This window comes from Proteus columbae (assembly GCF_002777965.1).
Classification (GTDB): domain Bacteria; phylum Pseudomonadota; class Gammaproteobacteria; order Enterobacterales; family Enterobacteriaceae; genus Proteus; species Proteus columbae.
This window is the reverse complement of the sequence record NZ_NGVR01000028.1, coordinates 1-26508: the sequence shown is the minus strand read 5'-3', so window position 1 is coordinate 26508 and position 26508 is coordinate 1. Positions and strand designations below refer to the sequence as shown.

The window sequence follows — 26508 nt, the reverse complement described above, 5'->3', positions numbered from 1 at the left end:
AGCACGTTTTTTCATTTTTCTACAACACAATGAAAAATAAAGAGAAATAAAATCCGTTGAATGAGTAAGAAAACAATGGCAACTAAAGTAGTAGGAAGTGCTCGACACTAATGACGATATTTATGTCGATTTGTATTTCTATCAAAATTCGTTATACATTAACGCTTATAACGTAATAATACTTATTCATTTTATCTGCAAAATCAAAATAATAAATACACATTCTTATCTGCCTTTATCGGGATCTTGCCGTATATAATGATGACAACCTTCTAATATTTCTATCAATATTCCTATCTAGTAGAACTATTTAAAATTAATAATTTTGATATTAATATAATTCAAATAAAAAATTTTTAAACTTCAATAAAAAAAGAACATAATATTGAACCTGAAAACAACTTCGCGGTCTTAAAGACCTCTACACCATATAAACTGATAATAACTGAACATGCAAAAATTAAAGTTTTTAAGGTTTTCGAAAGAAAATATTGCCCTTTTTTTAGCTGTCTATCTTGGTTTTTTCCTTAATCTTTCCGTTTACATTGGCCGATACGGCACACAGAATACAAACAATTCCCTCATTGATGCATTATATATTCTAGGCGAAGTTGCCGTTAACATTGCCTTTACCTTCTTTCTATTACGACTACTCTCTTTCTTTGGCTCTCTATTCTTTAAAATAGTGGCTTCTTTTATTCTCGTCGTGAGTGTTTGTGCAAGTTATTATATTTCTTTTTATGATGTCGTCATTGGATACGGCATTATCATTTCAACATTAACCACGGATACAGATTTATCTAAAGAGCTAGTTAGCCCAAATGTGATTATTTGGATTATTGGCTTATCTATTTTGCCATTGGCTCTTATTTGGCGATGTAAAAAACCAGAGAAAAATCTAACTACGCAACAAAAGAAAAAAATCTGGATAAAAAATACCGCCAAAATGCTTGTGATTGCACTGGCCGTTTTTGCCTATTTAAAAACTCTTGATTCAAAACAAAAAGCCTATGAAATAAAAAATAACTTGGATCTGCCAAGCTATAGTGGTGGATTAAGTTATGCGTATTTACCTACAAACTGGATTATCCCATTATTTCAATATGCAATAACGCAGTATGACGATACGTTTAATAACCAAAATATTTTTAATCCTGCCGATCACTTCACTTATCAGCCCTCAAAGGCTAATGAAGATGTATATGTTGTCTTTATTATTGGTGAAACAGCAAGATGGGATCATATGGGCTTGTTAGGATATGAACGTCAAACAAATCCTCTATTAAGCCAAGAGAAAAATCTTGTTGCCTTTAAAGGTATATCTTGTGATACCGCAACCAAGCTCTCTTTAAAATGTATGTTTGTACGAGAAAACGGAACAGAAAGTAATGATCAACGGACATTAAAAGAGAACAATATTTTCTCAGTATTAAGCCAACTAGGTATGTCATCAGAGCTGTTCTCAATGCAAAGCGAGTTGTGGTTTTACAATAAACTTGATTTAAATAACTACGCAATGAAAGAGATGATGACTGCAAAAAATAGCAATTTTGGTAAAGAGCTTGATGATACCTTATTAATTGCTGAAACGGCTAATACGGTTTCTCAGCATCCAAATGGAAATCATTTGGTTATTTTGCATACTAAAGGCTCTCACTTTATGTATTCACAACGTTACCCTGAATCATTCAAAAAATACCAACCTGAATGTTTAAATGTGGATGATGAGTGTACTAAAGAGCAGTTAGTAAATGCTTATGATAACTCTATTCTTTATACCGACTACTTTATTGATGGTATTCTTGACACATTACGCGATAAAAAAGCGATAGTGTTTTATACCTCCGATCACGGTGAATCTATTTCAGAAAAAGGTGGCTTACACGGCACACCAAAAGAAATTGCTCCACCAGAGCAATTTAAAGTGCCTTTTTTAGTGTGGATGTCAGATAGCTATTTAGCAGAGCCTGAAAATAAGCAATTATTTGATAATCTAAAACGCAATCAAGAACAAGAGCGCACGTTCTATCATCACAATATTTTTGATTCGATGTTAGGTTGCTTGGGTTATTCATCACATGATGGTGGCATTAATAATCAAAATAACCTCTGTTTTGGTGATATACCATCAACCCAAAATTAAATTTTCGTAATAACCAATAGACAAAACCCCATGCTCAATTCAATCTCAAGCATGGGGTTTTTATTATCATAAGTATATATGTTGTTTTATTTTTCTATTTTTAAATCTTTCATTTTTAACTTTACAACTCCATCCCAGTTGTCAATATAATATTGACATTCATAACATCCTAATTCAGCAGCCTTCTTATAATAAAATTTCGCTTTTTCAAAATCCAACGGTATATCACGTCCTAAAAAATATTCAGTACCTACTGCTTGATAACCATAAGTCACCGTTATTAGGTAGGGTATTATTTTGTTGGGAAGAAATATGAGTATTAAATACAATATCTGAAATTTCAGTATGACGGCTATCCTTCCATTTTGGTATCACCAAGACCCCAGCCTATTGACTCACCCCTAAATTCTACCCAGACATGCCCAAATGAAGACTTACTCGTTTGATTTTTAATATCTGTATATAGAGTACCTGAAGGAGCAATATTTACTTTTATAGTATCCACGATTGGGTAATGTTTATTTTTTATTTCATCACGCTCTATAAGGCCAAAGTCTTGTCCTACATTATCCATTAATAATTTTCCTTGATTATAAAATATCCCTGTAAAATTAATTCTCTTTTATATAAAAGTCAAAAAAATAAAAATTTATTAATTTTATTAAAAACATCATTATATTATTTTAAGTTATAGTTTAAATGGGAATTAAAAACCGCACTTAACATTTAATTTAAGTGCGGTTTATTTTATTTTTTAATACGTATTTAATTATTTATTAAAACTTGCATCAGTATAAAGAGGTGTTGCTTGAATATCTTTTACAGTTTTTGCGCCACCTAACATCATATTAATTTTTAATTCTTTATTTAAATGTTGGATAACTGAATTAACACCTTCAGCGCCCCCTAAATTTAATCCATAAAGAATTGGGCGACCAACAGCCACAACATCTGCACCACTGGCTAATGCTTTAAATACGTGTGAACCACGACGCACGCCACTGTCAAAGACGATAGGTACACGTTTGTTCACCACTTTTGCAATGGCTGGTAATACATCAATCGTTGCTGGTGCGCTATCTAATTGACGACCACCGTGATTAGACACCCAAATTGCATCTGCGCCCGCTTTAATAGCAGTATCTGCATCTTCAGGTGATTCGATACCTTTTACAATCACAGGTAAGCCAGACATTTTTTTCACATACTGAATATCTGCGGGTGTGAAGGCTTGTTTAGCTTGAGCATAAATTTCGCTAATACCTGCACCTTTACCTGTCTTCGATTTATCATCACTGATTTTTGCAAATGCTTCTAAATTGGCAAAACCTAATGGGAATTGGAAATTATTTTTCACGTCATCTTCACGATAACCACCCACTGAAGAGTCGATAGTCATAATGATACCTTTAGCGCCATACTGTTTTGCTTGAGATAAAATATACTCGTTAAAGGCATCATTTTTACTCATGTATAACTGAAAGAAGAAAGGATAACCCGGTTGAGCATTAGCCACTTCTTTAATGGTTTTATTACCATAAGTACTTAATGAAAAAATAGAACCCGCTTTCGCCATACCTTTTGCTGTGGCAACTTCGCCTTGTTGATGTGCAAGCCCTTGAGCTGCCATCGGTGCCTGAATAATAGGCGTATCTAATTTAATACCTAGAAATTCTGTTTTTAGATTTATGTCAGAAAATTCGATGCCTTGTAATGAACGAGGCATAATATATTTTTTATCAAATGCAGTCGTGTTTGAACGTAAATTATTTTCGTCTTCAGCGCCACCACGAATATAGCCGAATGCGCCTTTCTCCATATTCGCTTGAACTTGTGCTTCCATGGCTTTTAAGTTAACGATTTTAATTGGGCCTTCAGCAGTACTTGCTTTATATTCAGCTGCCTGTACAACACCCACGCTCAATGCCATCGCAATAGCGGTTGTTTTTAATATTTTGCTTTTCATTTTTGATCCATTTATTAATTAAGGGATTATATCTATAATTTAATAAATTTAAATTAAACTATACTTGTCGAAAATAATATAAGCCCTATTTTTAGATAAAACTTAAATTAACCGCTTACTTTTTTGTTAAAGTATTATAGCTAGTCATTAAATTACGATAGTCTGGAATATGGTTAGCAAACAATGTTCCTAGCCCTTCGATATCATTACGCCAATCACGGTGTAACTCACAAGCTAAACCAAACCAATTAATTAATTGTGCCCCTGCTTTTGACATTCTATCCCACGCAGAGTCACGAGCAATAGCATTGAATGTTCCTGAAGCATCGGTTACAACAAAGACTTCAAAACCTTCTTCAAGTGCTGATAATGCAGGGAATGCAACACAAACCTCAGTCACAACACCCGCAATAATCAGTTGTTTTTTACCTGTGGCTTTAACTGCTTTTACGAAATCTTCGTTATCCCATGCATTGATTTGACCTGGGCGGGCAATATAAGGAGCATCTGGGAACATTTCGACGAGCTGAGGCATTAGAGGGCCATTAGGACCATCTTCAAAAGAAGTGGTTAAAATGGTAGGTAAATTAAAATATTTTGCCGCATTCGCTAATGCAAGAACATTATTATTAAACTTATCTGGCTCGATATCTCTTACCAAAGAGAGTAATCCAGCTTGATGGTCTACCAAAAGAACGGCGGCATTATCTTTGTCAACACGATGGTATTTAAAGCTCATAATAATCTCCAATAGTTTAATATTGTAAGGCTCAATTAAATCATAGCACTAAATTCAAATTACAATATTTATATTTGCCTGATTTACATTTCGATATATTTATTAATAATAAGAAATATATTTTCAATGTTTAAGTTTAATTAAATATCACGATATTTAATTAATTCTTCACGGGTTTATATAAATTCATTTATTTCGCTAAAAAGAATTATAAGTACGATCGTTCTTAAATGAATCTAAAGATTATTGTTTTAACCATTCAAAAAATTTGTTGAAGTTTTGGGGAGAAAAAGAGGTAAAAAAACCCCCGCGGGCGGGGGTGAGATAAGCGCAACTAAAAGGTCTCTAACTTACTATCAGGAGATGGGTATCAATTAATGGCGGTTACGCACAATTTGATAGCGGCGTGTTAAGTACTCAACTGGCACGCTCCAAATATGAACTAATCGACAGAATGGGAACAATAAGAAAATCGTCATTCCTAAGAAAATATGCAATTTAAATACCCATGCAACGCCTTCAAGGTTTGCTGAAGCACCGCCGTGGAAGGTCACTATAGATTGTGCCCAAGCCACCAGCTTCATCATTTCGCTACCATCCATATGTTGTGCAGAGAATGGAATAGTCAGTAAACCTAACGCAACTTGAATAACCAAAAGCGTTAAGATCATGATGTCACCAAATGATGATGTAGCCCTTACCCGTGGATTGGTTAAACGGCGTTTTAATAACATCACGCCCCCAACCAGCATTAACACCCCACAAGTACCACCACCTACCATCGCCATAATTTGCTTATATTCAATTGGTAAGAAAGATTCATACATCCAATGTGGTGTTAACATTCCCAGAAAGTGACCAGCAAAAATGCCGAGGATCCCTACATGAAATAAGTTAGAAGCAAGCCGCATGTTTTTCTTGTCTAACATCTGGCTAGAGCCGGCACGCCATGTATATTGACCATAGTCGTAGCGTAACCAGCTACCGATAATAAAAACGGCACCAGCAATATAGGGATAGATATCAAAAAATAACATATTGATGTAATTCATTTTTGTGCTCCCGTATCCAACGAATTCCCCACGTTGAGATATTGAACTGCTGTCTCTTGTGCAAAACGACGCTGATGTTGGCTGATTTTGCCACTACCACATTGCGTTCCTTCACCAAGAAACGTCACTTGTTCTTCTTCCCACACAGCATCTAATGCAGCAGGTGTATCATCTAAAGGCTCTTTTTCGACTTGAGCAGTTAGTTGTGATGCTTCCAATCCACTTTGTGAAAGGCAGAGCAACACATCAAAGAGCGCGTGATAATCACTGCCTCGTTGTTTTAAACGCTCACCTAACAGCGCCAAAATAGGCGCAATGTTATTTAACCCTTCAATACATTCGGTTGTAGGTAAAAGCGTTAAGTACTCAAGGTAAGTCGGCAAATAGTCAGGGAGTTCACGACTACTTAATGTGATCCCCGCTTGTTGATATTGATTGAGCAGATCAACCATTGCCTGACCACGATCGCGAGACTCACCATGAACGTGTTCAAATAACAGTAATGATCTTGCTCTACCTCTATCAAAAAGCTCACTGTAATTGGCTTGTGCATCTAACAACTTTTGTTGCGTTAACGCATGAATAAACGCCATTAATTTTGCAACTTGAGTCACCGGAAGCTCATCAGCTTCCTGTAATGCATCGATAAGTTCGCCTCGGTTATCCCACAACTCCTGTGTGGGATAATCTAAGAGGTGAGAAATGACTTTCAGAGAGATCATTATATTTTCTCCTCTGAACGGCGTTCATCCTGAGGTGTTCTTGATGTGATATCAATCGCATCAATACGATGGCTATTAAACAAATTAAATTTGCTATCACTGCCATGACAACCGTCACCAAAGCTAAAACCACAACCATTACGTTCTGGGAAAGCTTCTCTTGCCAGTTCACGATGACTTGATGGAATAACAAAGCGATCTTCATAATTTGCAATAGCCAGATAACGATACATCTCTTGTGCTTGCGCTTCAGTCAAACCCACTTGCTCTAATGCGCTTAAGTCTGTTTTGCCTTCTACGGTTTCAGCACGTTTGTAATGACGCATCGCTAACATGCGTTTTAGTGCTAATAACACAGGCGCTGTATCCCCAGCTGTCAGTAAATTTGCTAAATACTGAACAGGAATACGTAAGCTTTCTACATCAGGCAGGACGCCTGTATGTGGTAACACGCCCGCATCAGCAGCAGATTGAATAGGTGACAAAGGTGGCACATACCAAACCATTGGCAAGGTGCGATATTCAGGGTGCAGTGGTAATGCTAATTTCCAATCCACCGCCATTTTGTAAACAGGTGAACGCTGCGCTGCATCAATCACACTTAGTGGGATACCTTGCTCTTCTGCGGCTACAATCACTTCAGGATCAAACGGATCTAAGAAGATATCTAATTGGCTTTGGTATAAATCTTTTTCATTATCCGCACTGGCGGCTTGTGAGATTTTATCTGCGTCATACAGCATCACACCCAGATAACGAATACGTCCTACACACGTTTCTGAGCACAGTGTTGGCTGACCAGCTTCAATACGTGGATAACAGAAAATACATTTTTCTGACTTACCACTTTTCCAGTTGAAGTAGATTTTTTTGTATGGGCATCCGGTTAAACACATGCGCCATCCACGGCATTTATCTTGGTCGATAAGTACAATGCCATCTTCAGCACGTTTATAAATTGCACCACTTGGGCATGTCGCCACACAAGCAGGATTTAAGCAGTGTTCACATAAACGTGGTAAATACATCATGAATGTATTTTCAAACTGCCCATACATCTCTTTTTGCATATTGGCGAAGTTTTTATCCGCAGCACGTTTGCTAAATTCGCCACCTAAATCGTCTTCCCAGTTTGGGCCTTTTTCGATCTTGGTCATGCGCTGACCAGTGATCAGCGAACGAGGGCGCGCTGTTGGTAAAGAGCCTTCTGGTGCATTTTTTAAATGCTCATAGTCATAATCAAATGGCTCATAGTAATCATCTAATGCAGGGACATCTGGGTTGGCAAAAATTTTAGATAATAGACCAACACGGTTGCCCATTCTTGGTACTAACTTACCTTTGATATTTTTGATCCAGCCACCTTTCCACTTCTCTTGGTCTTCCCAATTTTGTGGATACCCTGTTCCTGGTTTTGTTTCAACGTTATTGAACCATGCGTATTCAACACCTTCACGACTGGTCCAAACATTTTTACAGGTTACTGAACAGGTATGGCAACCGATACATTTGTCGAGGTTCAGTACCATACCGACTTGTGAACGAATTTTCATTATGCCTTCTCCTGTCCATTCAGGGTCTGTTGATAAGCATCACCTTCACCATCAAGCCAATCAATCTGTTTCATTTTACGCACCACAACAAACTCATCACGGTTAGAGCCAACAGTGCCGTAATAGTTAAAGCTATAAGCCAACTGAGCGTATCCACCAATCATATGGGTTGGTTTAGGGCAAACACGTGTCACAGAGTTATGAATACCACCACGCATTCCTGTTATTTCAGATCCCGGCAGATTTATTTGGCGTTCTTGTGCGTGATACATGTAAATCATGCCATCAGGAATACGTTGGCTGACAATCGCTCTCGCCGTTAGCGCGCCATTACTGTTGTATGCTTCAACCCAATCGTTATCACTAATTCCCATCTCTTTAGCATCATCTTCACTCAACCAAACCACAGGGCCACCACGACCGAGCGTTAACATCAGTAAGTTATCGCTATATGTTGAGTGAATACCCCATTTTTGGTGAGGCGTCAGGAAGTTCAGCGCTTTCTCAGGGAAACCATTTGGTTTTTTACCTTTAACCGCATCAATGGCTTTAGTATCAATAGGTGGACGATAGACCACTAAACTTTCACCATAAGCACGCATCCACTCGTGATCTTGATACAACTGCTGACGACCACTTAAAGTACGCCAAGGGATCATCTCATGAACGTTGGTATAACAAGCGTTATAAGAGACATGCTCATCTTCAAGACCAGACCATGTAGGACTTGAAATGATCTTACGAGGTTGAGCAACGATATCGCGGAAACGGATTTTTTCGTCTTCTTTTACTTTAGCTAAATGAGTGTGATCGCGTCCTGTCACTTTGCTTAGTGCATCCCACGCTTTTACAGCCACTTGACCGTTAGTTTCAGGTGCTAAAGAAAGAATAACTTCGGCTGCATCAATTGCCGTTTCAATTGCTGGGCGCCCTTTTGCCGCACCGTCATGACGAACACGATTAAGTTTTTTCAGGAAATCGACTTCAGTTTGTGTATTCCAACTGATCCCTTTACCGCCATTTCCCAATTTATCCATTAGAGGGCCAAGTGAGGTAAAGCGTGCATAAGTATTAGGATAATCACGCTCAACAGGAATAAGGTGTGGTGCTGTTTTACCCGGAATAAGGTCACATTCGCCTTTTTTCCAATCTTTTACATCGAAAGGTTGTGCCATTTCAGCGGCGGAGTCGTGCTGAATAGGCAATGTCACTAAATCAGTTTCAACGCCTAAATGACCCACACACAATTTAGAGAAGGTTTTAGCGATACCTTTATAGATTTCCCAGTCGGTTTTGGACTCCCAAGCAGGATCGACCGCAGCGGTTAATGGATGAATAAATGGATGCATATCCGAAGTATTCATATCGTCTTTTTCATACCATGTAGCTGTTGGTAAAACGATATCTGAGAATAGGCAGGTACTTGACATACGGAAGTCTAAAGTTACGACTAAATCAACTTTACCCTCACCGCCTTTATCTTGCCATTCCACTTCTTGTGGCTTAACTTGGCCTTGCTCGCCTAAATCTTTACCTTGCAGACCGTTTTCAGTACCCAGCAGATATTTCAGTAAATATTCATGTCCTTTACCCGCCGAACCTAACAAATTAGAACGCCAGATAAATAAATTACGAGGGAAATTTTGTGGGTTATCAGGTTGCTCTGAAGCAAAGCGGATTTCACCTGATTTCAATGCATTAACGGTGTAATCAGCGGCACTAATACCCGCTTCTTGCGCTTTTTTCGCAATAGACAATGGGTTTAAGTTTAATTGCGGTGCGGAAGGTAACCACCCCATACGCTCTGAACGCACGTTCATATCGACCAAACTACCGCTAAAGCGAGATTTATCCGCTAGTGGCGATAACAACTCTGTTGGTGATACGGTTTCATAACGCCACTGACTTGAGTGGTTATAGAAAAATGACGTACTGTTCATATGGCGAGGCGGGCGCTGCCAGTCAAGACCAAAGGCTAATGGCAACCAACCAGTTTGTGGACGCAGTTTTTCTTGTCCAACATAGTGTGCCCAACCACCACCACTTTGACCAACGCAACCACAGAAAATCAGCATATTGATAATGCCACGATAAGTCATATCCATGTGATACCAGTGGTTAATACCTGCTCCCACAATCACCATAGAACGACCATGTGTTTTTTCTGCGTTATCCGCAAATTCACGAGCTATACGAGCGATATCTTGACGACTTACACCAGTGACTTTTTCAGCCCATGCTGGTGAATATGCTTTGATTTCATCGTAGTTTGACGCACAGTTTTCATCATTTAAGCCACGATCAACACCATAGTTGGCTAACAATAAATCATAGACAGTTGTAATGTATTTCTCTTCACCACTCGCAAGTGTAATACGCTTAGCAGGCAGTTTATGAACAATCACATCATCAAGAGCAACACCTTCAAAGTATTCACTTTTGATCCCACCAAAGTAAGGGAATGCCACATCAACAATATCATCGTGATTATCTAAAAGGCCTAATTGTAAAGTGACATCTTCGCCACTTTTGCCGTCTTTAGGCTCAAGATTCCATTTAGCTGCGCCTTCCCAACGAAAACCCATCGAACCTTGAGGAGCAACCAATTGCTGTGTTTTCTCATCAATGGCAATGGTTTTCCACTCTGGATTTTTCTCCTGATCGAGATTGTTCACTAAATCGGAAGCACGCAACATACGACCTGCAACAAGCTTGCCTGAGTCGTGTTTATCTAACATCACCAACATTGGCATATCAGTGTAAGTGCGCACATAGTTGCTAAAATATTCAGTTTGGCGTTTAACATGGAATTCGTTAAGAATAACGTGTCCCATCGCCATTGCCATCGCGCTATCAGTACCTTGTTTTGGGTTTAACCATTGGTCACAGAGTTTCGCGATTTCAGCGTAATCAGGTGTTACCGCAACAGTTTTCGTGCCTTTGTAGCGAACTTCTGTGAAGAAGTGAGCATCTGGAGTACGCGTTTGTGGTACGTTAGAGCCCCATGCAATCAGGTAAGAAGAGTTATACCAGTCTGCTGATTCTGGTACGTCTGTTTGCTCGCCCCAAGTCATTGGAGAAGCTGGTGGTAAGTCACAATACCAATCGTAGAAACTTAAACACGCACCACCGATAAGCGATAAATAACGTGCACCCGCCGCATATGACACCATCGACATGGCAGGAATTGGCGAGAAACCGATAATACGATCAGGACCAAACTCTTTTGCTGTAAACACGTTAGAAGCTGCAATGATTTCATTCACTTCTGACCATGAAGAGCGAACAAAACCACCACGCCCACGCGCTTGCTTATAGCTTTTGGTTTTTTCTGGCGAGCTAACAATAGAAGCCCATGCATCAACGGGATCGCTATGTTGTGCTTTTGCTTCACGCCATAATTTAATCAGGCGTTTGCGTACCATTGGGTATTTAACGCGGTTCGCGCTATATAAATACCATGAATAGCTTGCACCACGAGGACAACCACGAGGCTCATGATCCGGTAAATCAGGACGTGTACGCGGGTAGTCTGTTTGTTGGGTTTCCCATGTGACTAACCCATTTTTGACGTAAATTTTCCAGCTACAAGAGCCGGTACAGTTTACACCGTGAGTAGAACGAACAATTTTATCGTGTTGCCAGCGACTGCGATAACCATCTTCCCAATCGCGGTTAACATTTAGCTCTTGGCCATGATCCTTTGAAAAGGTATCACCAAGTTGTTTGAAATAGCGGAATCTATCGAGAAACTTACTCATCAGATATTCTCCCAATGCGCGTGAGCGCTCTCACATTGCGTATAATTCGTCATTATTGTTTATTGTGTTTACGTCCATAGACCAACCAAGTGATCAAGACGCAGGCGATATAAAATAGAACAAAGATTTTCATGGCACCGGCAGGAGAGCCCGTCATAGCCAGCGATGTACCAAAGGCTTTAGGAATAAAGAAGCCACCAATTGCACCAATGGCAGAGATAAAACCAAGCGCTGCGGCACTTTCTGTTACCGCTTCTTTTTGAGCAGCTTCATCTGTAGCGCCTTGGGCTTTCATGCGCTCAACAGTGATTTTTCTAAACACCACTGCAATCATTTGGAATGTAGAACCACTACCTAAACCGGCGGTTAAAAACAGCACCATAAAGACACCGTAGAACGCGATAAACGAACCACCAGCCCCGTTTTCAGGTAGCGTTAAAAAGAGTAATGCAGAGAATATTGCCATGATGATAAAGTTAATCAGCGTAACTCGAATGCCACCAAATTTATCAGAAAGCGCCCCACCAACAGGACGAGCTAAAGCCCCTAATAAAGGTCCAAAGAAGGCATAATGCAGAATGACAATATCCGGGAATTGGGTTTTAGAAAGCATGGCAAAACCCGCAGAGAAACCAATAAATGAACCAAAAGAGCACAGGTATAAAATGCTTAATAGCCAGAGATGACCTCGTTTTAATACCGGTAATTGCTGGCTTAAAGAGGCTTTATTAGCGGCAAGGTCGTTCATACCAAACCAAGCAGCAAAGGTAAAAAACAATAAGAAAGGCACCCAAACCCATGCTGCATTTTCTAGCCATAAATGCGAACCATCAGGTTGAACAACACCGGGGCCACTAAACATTGCAAAAACACCCACACCAATCACTAATGGCGCAATTAATTGCATAACGCTCACGCCAAGATTACCTAATCCACCATTTAATCCTAATGCACCGCCTTGGCGTGCTTTAGGGAAGAAAAAGCTGATGTTTGCCATACTTGAAGCAAAGTTTGCACCTGCGAAACCACATAGCAGTGAAATTACAATAAAAGTGGAGTAAGACGTTGTCGTGTCTTGCACGGCAAAACCAAGCCAAATACAAGGAATGATTAGAAATACGGTACTGATTGCTGTCCAACGACGGCCGCCAAAAATAGGAATAACGAAGGAATAAGGAACGCGTAAAATGGCCCCCGATACTGAAGGTAGTGCAGTCAGCATAAACAGCTGATCTGTGGTAAAGTTAAAACCTACTTTGTTCAAATTGACTGCAACTGCACTAAAGAGCATCCATACGCAGAATGATAAAAGTAAACAAGGAACAGAAATCCATAAATTGCGTGAAGCGATCTTTTGACCAGTCTTTTCCCAAAAAACTTTATCTTCAGGATGCCAATCTTCGATCACCCCTTTTCTCATTTTTTCTGGGTGTTGAGTGAGTGCCATAACAACCTCGATTAACGGTTAGATTGGCACCTTTTTACGATTAGAATTGTTAATTAGTCATGATCTGCATCAAGCAAAGATTTGTTTGATTTTTAAGCTAAAGTCGTAATTTACACCTAAGTATTAATAGGATTATCCTTATTTTTTCATTTTAAATTAATAAGTTAAATTAAAATCGCTATAATTTACAAGTGAAATTACCTCCATTAGATATTTAGGGGTAATACTTTAGTAGTATATGACATTTGATGCCTTTTTAAGGCAAGATAGCGCCTGAATAAATTTGGAAAAATAACGATGAGCACTCATAAAATCCAATGGCATTACCGTTTTTCAATTATTAATCAAATCGCAATATTAATGTTACTTTTCACCTTATTGGGTGTTGTGGGTATGGCAATTTCTAACCACATTATTTTAAGTGTGCAAGGCAATGCCCATGCGATTAATAAATCAGGCTCTTTGCGTATGCAAAGCTATCGTTTATTATCTGCTTTGCCGCTTGATGAGCCACATCGTGCTTATATTCAAGAATTAGAGAAAGACTTAGGCAGTCAAGAGTTGCTACAAGTGCTCACTAATACCTCGTTACAATCACAATATACCCAGCTCAATACTTATTGGAAAAACACGTTAAAACCCGCATTATTAGCCGCAAAACAGCGTAATGAAGCCAAACAAGAAGTTATCTTTTTTGTTTCTCAACTCGATAAACTCGTATTAAGTATCGACCAACTGACAGAGCAAAAAATCAGGCTGGTGGCTTATACCCAGCTTATTTTCACTGCACTTACACTGTTATTGCTGTTTGGATCTGTTTGGCATTTTCGTCGCCGTTTATTACACCCTTGGCAACAACTTATGGCGATGGCGAATTCCATTGGTCATGGTAATTTTTCAGCACGTTTCCACCAACGTACACACCATGATGAAATTGCCACATTGGGAATTGCTCTCAATACCATGTCAGAAGAGCTTTCTACGCTATATAGTGAATTAGAAAAAAGAGTGGTTGAAAAAACACATGATTTACAACAAAAAAATAAAGTGCTCTCTTATCTCTATCATTCAAGCCAACAGTTACACTCCCCTGCACCTCTTTGCGCTCGATTAAGGCAGATATTATTTGAGCTTCAACAAATTATTCCTGATAGCTATTTGCAAATACGTTTATATGAAGATAATCATCACACACTGTTTAATGAAGTTAGCCTAGCACCACAATCGCGCCCCCATCATTGCCCTGATCAGCAATGTGAGCGTTGTGAGGATAATCCCCCCATTGATACACCACTAAATAATGAATTATTACATTGGGAATTAGCGGATCAAATTCATCGTTATGGCTTATTTGTTATGCAATTACCTGAAAAGACAACGCTAACAGATGAGCAAAATAATTTAATGTTGCTACTGACAAAACAAATTTCAGCCATGCTGGCAATGGAACAGCAAAATGAGCAACAACAACAACTACTGTTAATGGATGAGCGTTCGGCAATTGCCCGTGAGTTACATGACTCCATTGCACAATCACTTTCTTGTTTAAAAATGCAAGTTAGCTATTTGCAAATGCAATCGGAAACCTTGCCCGAAAATTGCCAAAAATTACTCAAAGAGATGCGAGAGGAGCTTAATGTCGCTTATCGCCAACTAAGAGAATTATTAACCACATTTCGCTTAAAACTCACTGAACCAGGCTTATTAGCCGCATTAGAAAGTACGCTGAATGAATTTAATCAGCGCCTTGGTTTTACGATTAATTTTGACTACCAACTACCTGCAAAATGCGTAAATTCGCATCAAAGTATTCATGTCGTTCAAATTGTACGTGAAGCGTTAAACAATATTTTGCAACATGCCAATGCGAATTGGGCTGAAGTCTCTTTATCTCTTGATAATGGCATTATTGAACTAAAAATTAATGACAATGGTGAAGGAATTAGCCCGAACCCTGAAAAACTAAATCATTATGGCCTTATTATTATGCGTGAACGCGCAAATAGCTTAAATGGTTCTTATACTATAAAAGTACGCGAACAGGGCGGTACTCAAGTGTTTGTTAAATTTCCATTAATAACTACTCATAAAGACACTGTCTAAATTGGAGCAAGTCGTAATGAATAATATGGGATCCCCCACAGAAAAAGCGACAATTTTACTCATTGATGATCACCCGATGCTACGCAATGGTGTAAAACAACTTTTAAGTCTTGATACAACACTCACTGTTGTTGGGGAAGCGGGAGATGGTATTCAAGGTGTGAAACTAGCTGAAGAGTTAGATCCTGACTTAATCTTACTCGATCTAAATATGCCAGGCATGAATGGTTTTGAAACACTTGATCAACTGCGATTAAAGTCGTTATCAGGTCGGATCGTTGTTTTCAGCGTATCAAATTATAGTGATGATTTAGTCACAGCGTTAAAACGTGGTGCAGATGGCTATCTTTTAAAAGATATGGAGCCTGAAGAATTACTTGCGGCTCTAAAACAAGCGGCTGCCGGAAAAATGGTCGTCAGCCCTGCGTTAACCCCTATTTTAGCCGAATCATTACGTGAAGATCGTTCTGAAGGTGAGCGTGATATTGAACAACTCACCCCGCGTGAACGCGATATTTTAAAACTGATAGCGCAAGGGTTATCAAACAAAATGATCGCGCGTAAGCTTGATATCACGGAAAGTACGGTTAAAGTGCATGTAAAACATCTACTGAAAAAGATGAAGCTAAAATCTCGTGTTGAAGTCGCTGTTTGGGTTCATCAACAACGCGTCGATTAATTAAAGTTAGGTACAATGGGCTGGTGAGTACTCATCAGCTCAACTAACTCTTTTGCCCCTTTTTGTAACGACTCTCCTTTTAGCCACATGGCATGAATAGGCAATCGCAACTCATTTTTCGTATTTTTAAACTGAAGCTGTTTTAATTTACCTTTTTGCAATTGAGTATAAATCAACGAATACGGTAAATTGCCCCATCCCATTCCCGCTTCAACCATACCCAGAGCCATTTGAAAACTGTCAGTTTGCCAATAATTCGTTGCCACTAATGAGCGCTCATCTCTTAACTCTTTGGTATGACTTGCAATCATAATTTGGCGCACATTGACAAGATCCTCAATAAACACACTTGCAGGGTGTGCTAATGCAATATGACTTGCAGATATTGTTGCCACCAATGACTCAGAGCCAAGATATTGAAATTGCTCATCACCATTCACATACAAGCCCCCATAAACTAGGCTCAATTGAATTTTATGCGAATGCAACATCTCAATAATGTCATCTTGTGCCGCGGTTATCACATTCACATTAAGTAACGGATAACGTTGCGTTAATTCAGATAACGCAGGTAATAAATAATCAGGATTAATATCAGCCGCAACACCAATATTTAAGACACTTTCGAGATCCATAGAAAGCTCTTGAGCATGCACTTGTAATAATTTTAATTGCTCTGCGATCATTCTGGCATGAGGCTCAAGTGCTTTTGCTTTTTCAGTTGGCTGAGGCTCGCGTGATGAACGCTCAAAAAGCGCATAACCTAATTCAGCTTCCATATTAGCAATCGCCATACTGACTGCTGATGGAACGCGTTTTAATGAACGTGCAGCCGCAGAGAAAGATCCCTTATCCATCACTGCTAAAAATATCGCAATATGTTCACTTGAGAACTGCATGTTCACTCCTGATATTTCAGTCAAATTGATACTAGCTAACTTTTTCTATCATTCTTACTGATTTATCTTACGATGCTTAACGACACAGATCCACAGAAAAAGAGAGCACAATGCAAGGTATCAAACGAAAAATTGTCTACGTGACCGCTTATGAAATTTTTGGCTGGGTTATTTCATCAGTCGGGCTTGCCTTTTTAGCTGATAGTTCAACAGCAGTAACCGGCCCATTGGCACTTGTGATCACAACAATCGCGGTGAGTTGGAATTTTATTTATAACTGCATATTTGAATTTTGGGAGAGTCGGCAAGTCTCAAGAATTCGAACTTTTAGACGCCGTCTAGTACATGCGATTGGATTTCAGCTAACGCTAGTGCTCTATTTAATTCCGTTAATAGCATGGTGGCTTAATGTTTCGTTATGGCAAGCATTAGTTATGGATTTTGCGCTGATCATCATCATCCCTTGTTATACCTTCGTTTATAACTGGATATTTGATAAAGTGTTTGGCTTGCCAAAATCGGCATTACCGGAGAATGCGCCCGCTGCCTAAGCGACAAATTAAGTAAGAAGAGTGATCTCAATAGCGGATCACTCTTTAACAGGATAGATATCTTCTAACGCAAATTGTTCAATACCGCCTTCTAACTCACAACGACCTAAACCAATATTTTTGTCATCAGCCGTTGTTCTTCTTAGTAATTTACCTGTCACTTGAGAAAGCGTTGGATCAATCTCAATTACACGGTAATATTCTTTCATATAACTCTCTTCACCCAGCGCCATATAAACTAAAAACTCATCACCTGTTTTAATATTCATCTCGTTTTTACTTACTCTTAATAGTTAATCTAATGATGATAGAATAAGTTTAGTCTAACTAAAGGTAATAAGAGAAAGATTGACTCACTCGATATTACATTAAGTTAATTTATTAATTTCCAACTCATCATAATGATGCTGATCAGAATAAATGACAGTGTTAAATATTGGAAAAAACGCTCTGATAAATACACAAGTAAATAGCGGGCTAATGGAATGGAGAGTAATGAGCCTAAGCACAGAATAAGTGCCGTGTGAACATCGGTATAACCACCAGCACTATAAGCGATAGCTGATCCACCAGAAAGGATCGTAGTAATAAAAATAGAAGTACCGATTGCCTCTTTAATACCCATTTGTGCAAAACGCATTAACACAGGCAACACGACTAATCCCCCTCCTACTCCAGTTGCACCAAGCACAAATCCAGCACTTACTCCCGGAACAAATAAGGAAGAAAAAGTCACTGAAGAAGGAGGTGGTAAAGCAATTAAAGGATCTGAAATTGCTGTTCTTCTTACCATTCGCTGTAAAAACAAGATCAATGAAAACACGATAGCCACGATCATTAAAATATTAATACCAGATTCAACACAATCGTAATATTGAGGTTGTGATCCCAACCATGTCACACCATAACTTGCTAAGAATGTTGCCGGAAACATTATCCCTAAGATCAATAGTGCGGGTTTTAATGGAATATTGCCTAACCGAAAATGAATATAAGAAGATGAGAGCTTCATTAGCATCGAGAGTAAATTTGCTGTTGCAACCGCAGCTAATGCATTCATACCAAAAAGATAAATAAGAACAGGCAATAAAATAACACCACCACCTACACCCGTCGTTGTAATAACTAACCCTATTGCAGCACCAATAAGCAGTTGTGTTACAAGCAACATCCTATTTCCTTTTTGCTTAAAATTTCACAAGCTTCGATTATAGGCAAAATAACTTATAACCAAAAGGAATTAGATATAACAAATAGGAATATAAATGGCGTTATTATAAAAATGTGCCCTAATATGACGTTTATTCATATTAAGGCACAAAGATTAAAAATAAAGATCCTGATGAGTAATCAATTAGTTGATTTCAGCTAAGACCGTTTCTGCTGAGAAATAATCCCCTGTTTTGGCTTTTTGCTGTAACACACCATCACGAGAAGCAACTACCTGAACTTCCATTTTCATTGCTTCCATAATGGCAATAACATCACCTTCTTTGACTTTGTCACCATCAGATAAGATCCAGCTATGTAATACACCAGAAATTGGCGCGGTGACTGCTTTTTCATTCTCTTCTTTCTCATGACCGGCATTAATTGCTGCTGGTATTACCGCAGAGAGTGACAATAATTGAGCGGGTAAAGCGAGTTCATGGCGACGACCATCAATTTCAATAAAAGTACGAACGAGTTCTTCATTTTTTGCAGGTGTACTACGAGGGAAATGGGTATTTTTTGCCTGAAAATCTGTTTCAATCCAACGGGTATGCACTTTAAAGTTTTCAGTAAAATCAGTATGCTCCATCATTTCACAATGGAAAGGCAATACGCTTGCCACACCTTCAATTTTAAATTCAGCTAATGCTCGACGAGCACGAGAAATTGCTTGTTCACGGGTTGCCCCAGTGACGATTAATTTCGCCATCATAGAATCAAATTGACGGGAAACCTGATTATTTTCAGCAACACCACTATCTACACGAACACCTGGACCTGAAGGCTGAGAAAAGTGCGTAATTAAACCCGGTGTCGGTAAAAAGCCTTTGGCGGGATCTTCTGCATTGATCCTAAATTCAAAAGAGTGACCGCGCGGAACAGGGGTTTTATCAATACTTAGTGGTAAACCTTCCGCAATACGTAACTGCTCAATCACTAAATCAATACCCGCGGTTTCTTCGGTAACTGGGTGCTCTACTTGTAAACGCGTATTCACTTCAAGAAAAGAGATAGTGCCATTTTCACTTAATAAAAACTCAACTGTACCTGCGCCCACATAGCCCGCTTTAGCACAAATATCTTTAGCTGATTGGTGAATACGTTCACGTTGTTCCTCAGTTAAATAAGGTGCTGGCGCTTCTTCAATAAGCTTTTGATTACGACGTTGTAATGAACAGTCTCGCGTTCCTACAACCACAACGTTACCCAGTTTATCTGCAATAATTTGCGCTTCGATATGGCGAGGTTTATCTAAGAATTGTTCGACATAACATTCACCACGTCCAAATGCAGTGACGGCTTCTCGTACAGCAGAATGATAGAGCTCTTCAATCTCTTCCATTTTATGAGCAATCTTTAAACCCCGTCCACCACCACCAAAAGCAGCTTTAATAGCAACAGGTAGACCATACTGTTTAGCAAAATCTAGAACCTCTTTAGCATCATTAACGGGATCAGCCGTACCATTTACAAGAGGAGCACCAACAGATTGTGCAATTTTACGAGCTTTCACTTTGTCGCCAAGCACTTCAATCGTTTCTGGGTTAGGGCCAATCCAAATAAACCCTGCCTCTTGTACCGCTTTTGCAAAATCAGCTCGCTCAGAAAGAAAACCGTAGCCGGGATGGATCATCGTAGCATTGGCTTTATGGGCGATATCAATAATTTTATTAATATTTAGATAGCTCTCTTTCGGCAAATTACCATTGAGTCCATAAGCTTCATCAGCAAGACGGACGTGCAGTGCATCAATATCATCATTAGCATAAATGGCAATTGATGTGGCTCCATGATCCTGACAAGCACGAATGATACGAACTGCAATTTCGCCTCGGTTTGCAATCAGTACTCTATGCTTCACTCGTTGTTTTTGGTTAATTGTTGTCATGAGTGGCATTCTCCTATCAATATTCTTGAAATTCGGTAATTGGATTAAAGCGAATTTTAGCGTTAACAGGGATCTGCCCTGCGAGTGGTAAATGATATTCAGCAACAGCGCCGATAACAGGGTATCCTCCTGTTAAAGGGTGATCGTTAAGAAACAAAACAGGTTGCCCATTAATCGGCACTTGTATTGCACCAATGCAAGTTCCTTCACTCGATAACTCTTGTTGTTGTTCCCGTGTAAGAGGTGTTTCGCCCAATAAACGTAATCCAATACGATTAGACTGTGGTGTCACTTGCCATAATTGAGAGGTTAATGTCTTTATAGCTTCAGTTGTAAACCAGTCAGTACGAGGACCTAAAACGACATCAAGTGTGACGATATCACCTTGTTTTGGCAGTACTGATGTTGGCTGTTCATCGGCAAGAATACCGTTTGAGATGCTTTCATTATTTAGATGAAGGACATCGCCTTCTTGTAAAGCATTAGGACCAATTTGTGCCAAAGTATCAAACGCATAGCTACCTAACACTTTTGGTAATTTAAATCCGCCTCTCACGGCAAGATAGCTACGTACACCCATTTGGGGTATACCTAAGATAATTTCATCGCCACAGCGAACATCTATAGGCTGATAACCCGATAGAGATTCATTCTCACCCAACTCATGTTTTAACGTAATAGAACAATCCGCCCCTGTTAAAGCAATCACACAATCTTGTCTTGCTTTAAGAGTCAGTCCGCCTTGAGTTATTTCAAGTGCAACAAAAGTCGTGGGATTACCCACTAAACGATTAGCCGCATGTAAAGCCGGTTTATCAAGTGCACCAGAAGCAGATACGCCCATTGATGCAGCACCAATACGCCCTTCATCTTGAAATAAAGTTTGTAGCCCTGCTGAAATCACATATAACCCTTTATCATTTAACGAGAGCGGGGAAGCTACTGCTGATTTTTTCTCAGGTAGTGAAACTGTAATTGGGGATTTTTGGGCATCGACAAAATGCACTTCATTACCCGGTAAGAGAAAGGCGGGTTGTTCACGAGAGAGATCCCACATTTTTATTTCTGTGGTACCAATAAGTTGCCAACCACCGGGGCTTTGTTGCGGATAAATCCCACTAAACTCACCAGCTAATCCGACCGAGCCTGCTGGGATACGTGTACGAGGTGTTTTACGGCGAGGTACATAAAGCTGGGTTTCATCGGTAATCAAATAGGCAAAACCTGGAGCAAAACCAGTGAATGCAACTTGATAGGTTTGTTCTGTGTGTCTGCGGATCACTTCACTGATCGCGATCCCTAATAATTCAGCAACCTCATTGAGATCTTCACCTTGATAATGGACAGGGATCGTTAATGATTGTGTTTGACGTGCCGATACCGCTTTGACTTCTAATTGTCGAAGCTGAAACACAAGTTCTTCAGCCGTGATTAACCACGGCGTGTAGTGAATTAAGAGTGTTTTCGCTGCGGGCACAATATCTTGAATAGCAGCAATATCTGCTTGTTTAACGGATTCATATAAGGCGAGTGTCTCTTTTAAAGAGGAAAGCTCGACAAGTACATGAGATAAGTTAACGGGTAAAAAGCGCAAAGTATCTTCCTCCCTTATACGTGATAAGCTGCATCAGGCACATCGGTAATAAACATATGCCCCGGAGCATGGCTGAGTGCAAAAGGAACACCTGAACGCATCACTGCCGCTTGTGGAGTCACACCACAAGCCCAAAATACGGGGATCTCACCTTCTTCAATTCTCACTGGAGAGCCAAAATCTGGCGACATAATATCTTTAATCCCCAGCGCTTCAGGCGAGCCAATATGAACCGGAGCACCATGTACAGAAGGGAAACGACCACTGATCATCACAGCATCAGCAACTCTATCAGCAGGAATAGGACGCATTGAAACCACTAACTCGCCTTCTAATCGTTCCGCAGGACGACACAAGCGATTCGTTTTATACATCGGTACATTGCAGTTATCTGTGATATGGCGAATTTCAATGCCAGCTTCTAGCATGGGTGCTTCAAAAGTGAAACTACATCCAATAAGAAACGTAACGAGATCAGGATGTTGCGCCCAAATATCAGTGGCATCCGTAATTTCATCCACTAATGTGCCATTTTCCCAAACACGATAAAGAGGAATGTCAGTACGCAGATCAGCATCTTTTGCTAGAACAGTACGATAACTTCCTGATCCGCAAACATCTAATATTGGGCAACTTTTCGGATTACGTTGAGCATAGAGTAGAAAATCGAATGCCCAATCACGAGGCAAACTAATCATGTTAGCTTGTGTCATTCCCTTAGCCATACCTGCTGTTGGTATTGCTAAACCATTGCGAATAGCTAATCGAGCTTCTTGTGCTTTGGCAATTGCATCTGCGGTTGCTTTCATTAAATTAGTCATTTTTGTACCTCACTGTTAAGAGATAGAGGTGCAAAAGGTTTAATGCTAACACCATGATTAATTAAAATTTCTTTTACACTTTTAGCAAGAGCCACAGCATCTGGGCTATCACCATGAACACAAATAGAATCAGCCTGTATCGTGGTAAAAATACCTTCTATAGACTCAACGCCTCCATCTTGCACAAGCCGTAACATACGTTGTGCAACAAGCTTAGGATCATGTAAGACAGCCCCCGCTTTTTGTCGAGAAACCAGCGTGCCATCAGAATGATAAGCCCTATCAGCAAAGGCTTCCGCTATCACACGAAGTCCTTTTTCTTTTGCAAGCGCGATAAGCGGTGATCCGGCTAAAGCTACTAAGATCAGTTGAGGATCAATCGCCAGCATTGCCTCAATAACAGCAAGTGCTTGGCGTTTATCATGGGCAATTGTGTTATAAAGCGCGCCGTGAGGCTTAACATAAGTCACTTTCATACCAATTGCTTTCGCTAATCCTTGCAAAGCTCCTATTTGATAAATGATATCTGCAGTTAATTCATCACTGGAGATATCCATATTGCGACGACCAAAACCCACTAAATCAGGATAAGCAACGTGTGCTCCTATCGCGACATTGTGTTGTTTTGCTGCTTTTAATGTTTTTAAAATTCCATCAGGTGAACCCGCATGAAAGCCACAAGCAATATTGGCACTGCTGACAATTTCAAGCACTGCATCATCATTGCCCATTGTCCATTGACCGAAGCTCTCACCTAAATCACTGTTTAAATCGACTGTTTTTATCATCGTTATTATTCTCTTAAGCAATGTTGAGGTAGTTAAAAATAGCACCTACGGACATAATGCCCATGTACCAAGTCAGCGCACAGACTAAAATACCTGACCACAGTAACCATGCAGGATATTTATAACCATTCATGAGATCTTGGCGACGCCATGCAACAAAAATGAAGAGTGTCATACCAATAGGTAAAATTAGTCCATTAAAACCACCGGCAAAGACTAACAATGCAGCGGGTGCAGTTCCCATAACCATATAAATGACGAGTGAAATAGCGATGAAAATAATGGTTGCGATATTACGTTGACGCTCAGTAACGCCTTTTTTAAATACAGTAATAAATGACATTGAGGTATAAGCAGCACCAATCACACTCGTTAATGCAGCTGCCCATAAAATAAGACCGAAGATGCGTAATCCAGTTAAACCCGCTGCATGTTGAAATGCTTGAGAAGCTGGATTAGCCGCATGGCTAGAAATATCTAATGTTACGCCACTGGCAACCACACCTAAAATGGCAAGGAACAGAATATAGCGCATTAATCCAACCACTAAAATTCCCTTGGTTGCAGCGCTTGATACAGCATCAATATTCTCAATACCCGTTGTTCCTTTATCAAGAAGACGGTGAGCGCCCGCATAACAAATATAGCCACCCACAGTGCCACCGACAATTGTAGTGATCGTAGCGAAGTTAATCGCATCAGGTAAAACAGTCTGTCTTAATGCTTCGCCTACTGGAGGATTAGAGGCAAACATAACAAAAACAGTTAGTAAGATCATGACGATACCAAGAACGATAATCATACGATCAATAAAGTTACTGGCTTTGCGTGAAGAGAAAATATAGATCGCAAGTAAAGCACTTAAGATCCCACCCCATTTAGGATCAAGGCCAACCATCGCATTAAGCCCTAAACCAGCACCTGCAATGTTACCCACGTTAAACACTAAACCGCCAAAAATAACTAATACAGCAAGTAAGTAGCCACTGCCGGGTATTGCTTTGTTAGCAATATCTGAAGCTCGCATATTGGTAACCGTAATCACTCGCCAAATACTTTGCTGAACAACATAGTCGATGATTATTGATGCCAAAATACCAAATGCAAATGCAGCTCCCATAGTGGCAGTAAAAGTTGCAGTTTGCGTAATAAAACCTGGCCCAATTGCTGACGTTGCCATTAAAAAAATGGCAGCTATCAGTGAAGAGCGTCTATTTTTTATAAACGAGCTTGATGTTGTATTTGCAGAATCTTGTGTAGCCATGAGCTACCCCCTTTATCATCATTATTTTAATTATTATTACTAAGGCAATTAGCGTGCCATTGTTGAGCATGAATACGTAATTGTTAATCACCTGATATTAGATTGTTGAACAATTAATAATAATAGATGAATAAATAAGCAAATAGATTTAAATACGGGATGATAAAAGTGCAAAGAAGATCGCATTTTTAACATTTTATTGACAATTATCACCTATTAATTAGCCATGAATATGCACTTAAATGAGGCATAAAAAGATCAGATGCACAAAAATAGTGCGCTAAATGGAAGGAAAAATAAGTTTAATCACTAAAATATGGCGAGAAAAAATTAAGTTTTTTGGATGGAAATAAATAGAAAGTCATACTCGATACAGTGAGAAGTACGACAGAGTGACATAATAGAGGTTATATATTACAAAACACACTGATAGAATAGACGCTTCTATTAAGCTAATAGCAGAAGATAATGCAGAAAAAAACATCTCCACAAATTCTTTCTCAAAAAGTCGCAAATGTTATTCGGCAAAAAATCACTATTGGAGAATTACCTCCTGGTGAAAGATTGTCAGAAACTGCATTAAGTGAAACGCTAGAGATATCGCGTAATACTTTAAGAGAGGTTTTCCGCGTTCTTACCCAAGAAGGGCTTTTGACTTATAAACCTAATCGTGGTGTTTTTGTTTCTGTACCAGATATGGCAAGTATCATGGATATTTATCGTGTAAGACGATTAATTGAATGTGATGCTCTACGACATTCTTATCCTATGCATCCCGCTATTGTTAGAATGCAAGATAGTGTTAATCAAGCAAAAATCTTTCAAGAACAACAAGATTGGAGCGGTGTAGGAACCTGTAATATGCACTTTCATACCGCGATTGTTGAGCTTTCAGATAGCCCTAGATTGTTTAAACAATACCAACTTATTCTGGCAGAATTACGTTTAGCATTTGGCTTACTAAATGATCCCCAATTACTACACGCACCTTATATTGAAAAAAATGAACAGATTTTAATGCTGTTGATGGATGGAAAAGCGCAAGAAGCCGCAGCAGCAATGGAAGACTATTTAGAAATTTCAGAAAGGACGGTGTTAGCCGCGTTTTCCCGTCATAACTTTTGTTAAAAGATCATAAAAAATGCCCTAAATTAGGGCATTTTTATATTCAGAATTTAGGGTAATATTTAAAATTTACTAACTTTTGATCTTTTAAAAACCCCAAACACAAAAAAGCCAACCCATTGGGTTGGCTTTCTCGTCTTATTTAATGCCTGGCAGTTCCCTACTCTCACATGGGGAGACCCCACACTACCATCGGCGCTA

21 protein-coding genes are annotated in these 26508 nt (G+C 39.4%); 5 read left to right on the top strand and 16 right to left on the bottom strand.

Translation table 11 applies throughout. The annotated features are described in order from the left end of the window. Nucleotides 1–451 precede the first annotated feature (451 nt). Nucleotides 452–2143 (top strand): kdo(2)-lipid A phosphoethanolamine 7''-transferase, encoded by a 1692-nt coding sequence (gene eptB, locus CBE70_RS14585; protein WP_100159890.1) that lies wholly within the window; start codon nucleotides 452–454, stop codon nucleotides 2141–2143. 352 nt (nucleotides 2144–2495) lie between these two features. Here eptB and CBE70_RS14575 read toward each other — a convergent pair whose 3' ends face one another. From CBE70_RS14575 to CBE70_RS14540, 8 genes are all read right to left on the bottom strand, one after another. Continuing rightward, entirely contained in the window at nucleotides 2496–2717 is a 222-nt protein-coding gene (locus CBE70_RS14575; protein ID WP_100159888.1) for a hypothetical protein, read from the bottom strand. A 195-nt stretch (nucleotides 2718–2912) separates the two neighbouring features. Further along, nucleotides 2913–4109, bottom strand: coding sequence for a lactate oxidase (locus tag CBE70_RS14570; RefSeq protein WP_100159887.1), 1197 nt, complete (start codon nucleotides 4107–4109; stop codon nucleotides 2913–2915). A gap of 115 nt (nucleotides 4110–4224) precedes the next feature. Next, nucleotides 4225–4848, bottom strand: a complete 624-nt coding sequence (ycaC, locus tag CBE70_RS14565) for an isochorismate family cysteine hydrolase YcaC (protein ID WP_100159886.1) — start codon at nucleotides 4846–4848, stop codon at nucleotides 4225–4227. Nucleotides 4849–5222: 374 nt separating this feature from the next. Continuing rightward, nucleotides 5223–5900 carry a respiratory nitrate reductase subunit gamma gene (narI, locus tag CBE70_RS14560; RefSeq protein ID WP_100159885.1) on the bottom strand — a complete coding sequence of 226 codons (678 nt, stop codon included), beginning with the start codon at nucleotides 5898–5900 and terminating at the stop codon, nucleotides 5223–5225. Continuing rightward, a complete protein-coding gene (gene narJ / locus CBE70_RS14555) occupies nucleotides 5897–6622 on the bottom strand; it encodes a nitrate reductase molybdenum cofactor assembly chaperone (protein WP_198585727.1) in 726 nt (241 codons plus the stop codon). The genes narI and narJ overlap by 4 nt, the downstream gene beginning before the upstream one ends. Further along, nucleotides 6622–8175, bottom strand: a complete 1554-nt coding sequence (gene narH, locus CBE70_RS14550; RefSeq protein WP_100159883.1) for a nitrate reductase subunit beta — start codon at nucleotides 8173–8175, stop codon at nucleotides 6622–6624. Before narH ends, narJ begins: the two co-directional genes overlap by 1 nt. After that, a complete protein-coding gene (locus tag CBE70_RS14545; RefSeq protein ID WP_100159882.1) occupies nucleotides 8175–11936 on the bottom strand; it encodes a nitrate reductase subunit alpha in 3762 nt (1253 codons plus the stop codon). Before CBE70_RS14545 ends, narH begins: the two co-directional genes overlap by 1 nt. Nucleotides 11937–11988: 52 nt before the next feature. After that, complete coding sequence (locus CBE70_RS14540) at nucleotides 11989–13383, bottom strand: NarK family nitrate/nitrite MFS transporter (RefSeq protein WP_100159881.1); 1395 nt, start codon at nucleotides 13381–13383, stop codon at nucleotides 11989–11991. A gap of 297 nt (nucleotides 13384–13680) precedes the next feature. On the opposite strand from CBE70_RS14540, the gene narX reads away from it, so the two are divergent. Both narX and narL read left to right on the top strand, forming a co-directional pair. Further along, the gene (gene narX, locus CBE70_RS14535; protein WP_100159880.1) at nucleotides 13681–15486 is read left to right on the top strand and encodes a nitrate/nitrite two-component system sensor histidine kinase NarX; all 1806 of its coding nucleotides are present in this window, start codon (nucleotides 13681–13683) and stop codon (nucleotides 15484–15486) included. 25 nt (nucleotides 15487–15511) lie between these two features. After that, nucleotides 15512–16165 (top strand): two-component system response regulator NarL, encoded by a 654-nt coding sequence (narL, locus tag CBE70_RS14530; RefSeq protein WP_082239485.1) that lies wholly within the window; start codon nucleotides 15512–15514, stop codon nucleotides 16163–16165. On the opposite strand, the gene CBE70_RS14525 is transcribed toward narL, so the two are convergent. Continuing rightward, nucleotides 16162–17064 carry a LysR family transcriptional regulator gene (locus CBE70_RS14525; protein ID WP_023583674.1) on the bottom strand — a complete coding sequence of 301 codons (903 nt, stop codon included), beginning with the start codon at nucleotides 17062–17064 and terminating at the stop codon, nucleotides 16162–16164. The two genes, narL and CBE70_RS14525, sit on opposite strands and share 4 nt — an antisense overlap. 110 nt (nucleotides 17065–17174) lie before the next feature. Between CBE70_RS14525 and CBE70_RS14520 the strand changes: the two genes are divergently transcribed. Then, on the top strand, nucleotides 17175–17615 hold the full coding sequence (locus CBE70_RS14520; protein ID WP_100159879.1) for a PACE efflux transporter: 441 nt from the start codon (nucleotides 17175–17177) through the stop codon (nucleotides 17613–17615). 38 nt (nucleotides 17616–17653) lie between these two features. Here the strand turns inward: CBE70_RS14520 and CBE70_RS14515 are convergent, their stop codons facing one another. The 7 genes from CBE70_RS14515 to CBE70_RS14485 all read right to left on the bottom strand — a co-directional run bounded on the left by CBE70_RS14515 (nucleotide 17654) and on the right by CBE70_RS14485 (nucleotide 25182). Then, nucleotides 17654–17884 (bottom strand): hypothetical protein, encoded by a 231-nt coding sequence (locus tag CBE70_RS14515; RefSeq protein ID WP_100159878.1) that lies wholly within the window; start codon nucleotides 17882–17884, stop codon nucleotides 17654–17656. Between the two features lie 104 nt (nucleotides 17885–17988). Continuing rightward, nucleotides 17989–18786, bottom strand: coding sequence for a sulfite exporter TauE/SafE family protein (locus CBE70_RS14510; RefSeq protein WP_100159877.1), 798 nt, complete (start codon nucleotides 18784–18786; stop codon nucleotides 17989–17991). A 183-nt stretch (nucleotides 18787–18969) separates the two neighbouring features. Further along, nucleotides 18970–20715 carry an acetyl/propionyl/methylcrotonyl-CoA carboxylase subunit alpha gene (locus CBE70_RS14505; protein WP_100159876.1) on the bottom strand — a complete coding sequence of 582 codons (1746 nt, stop codon included), beginning with the start codon at nucleotides 20713–20715 and terminating at the stop codon, nucleotides 18970–18972. A 16-nt stretch (nucleotides 20716–20731) separates the two neighbouring features. Further along, on the bottom strand, nucleotides 20732–22309 hold the full coding sequence (locus CBE70_RS14500; RefSeq protein WP_100159875.1) for a 5-oxoprolinase subunit B/C family protein: 1578 nt from the start codon (nucleotides 22307–22309) through the stop codon (nucleotides 20732–20734). Nucleotides 22310–22323: 14 nt separating this feature from the next. Continuing rightward, nucleotides 22324–23130 carry a putative hydro-lyase gene (locus CBE70_RS14495; protein ID WP_100159874.1) on the bottom strand — a complete coding sequence of 269 codons (807 nt, stop codon included), beginning with the start codon at nucleotides 23128–23130 and terminating at the stop codon, nucleotides 22324–22326. Continuing rightward, nucleotides 23127–23918, bottom strand: a complete 792-nt coding sequence (locus CBE70_RS14490) for a LamB/YcsF family protein (RefSeq protein WP_100159873.1) — start codon at nucleotides 23916–23918, stop codon at nucleotides 23127–23129. The genes CBE70_RS14495 and CBE70_RS14490 overlap by 4 nt, the downstream gene beginning before the upstream one ends. A 13-nt stretch (nucleotides 23919–23931) precedes the next feature. Further along, nucleotides 23932–25182 (bottom strand): NRAMP family divalent metal transporter, encoded by a 1251-nt coding sequence (locus CBE70_RS14485; RefSeq protein ID WP_100159872.1) that lies wholly within the window; start codon nucleotides 25180–25182, stop codon nucleotides 23932–23934. A gap of 468 nt (nucleotides 25183–25650) precedes the next feature. Between CBE70_RS14485 and CBE70_RS14480 the strand changes: the two genes are divergently transcribed. After that, nucleotides 25651–26310, top strand: coding sequence for a GntR family transcriptional regulator (locus tag CBE70_RS14480; protein WP_100159871.1), 660 nt, complete (start codon nucleotides 25651–25653; stop codon nucleotides 26308–26310). The last annotated feature ends 198 nt before the right edge of the window (nucleotides 26311–26508 follow it).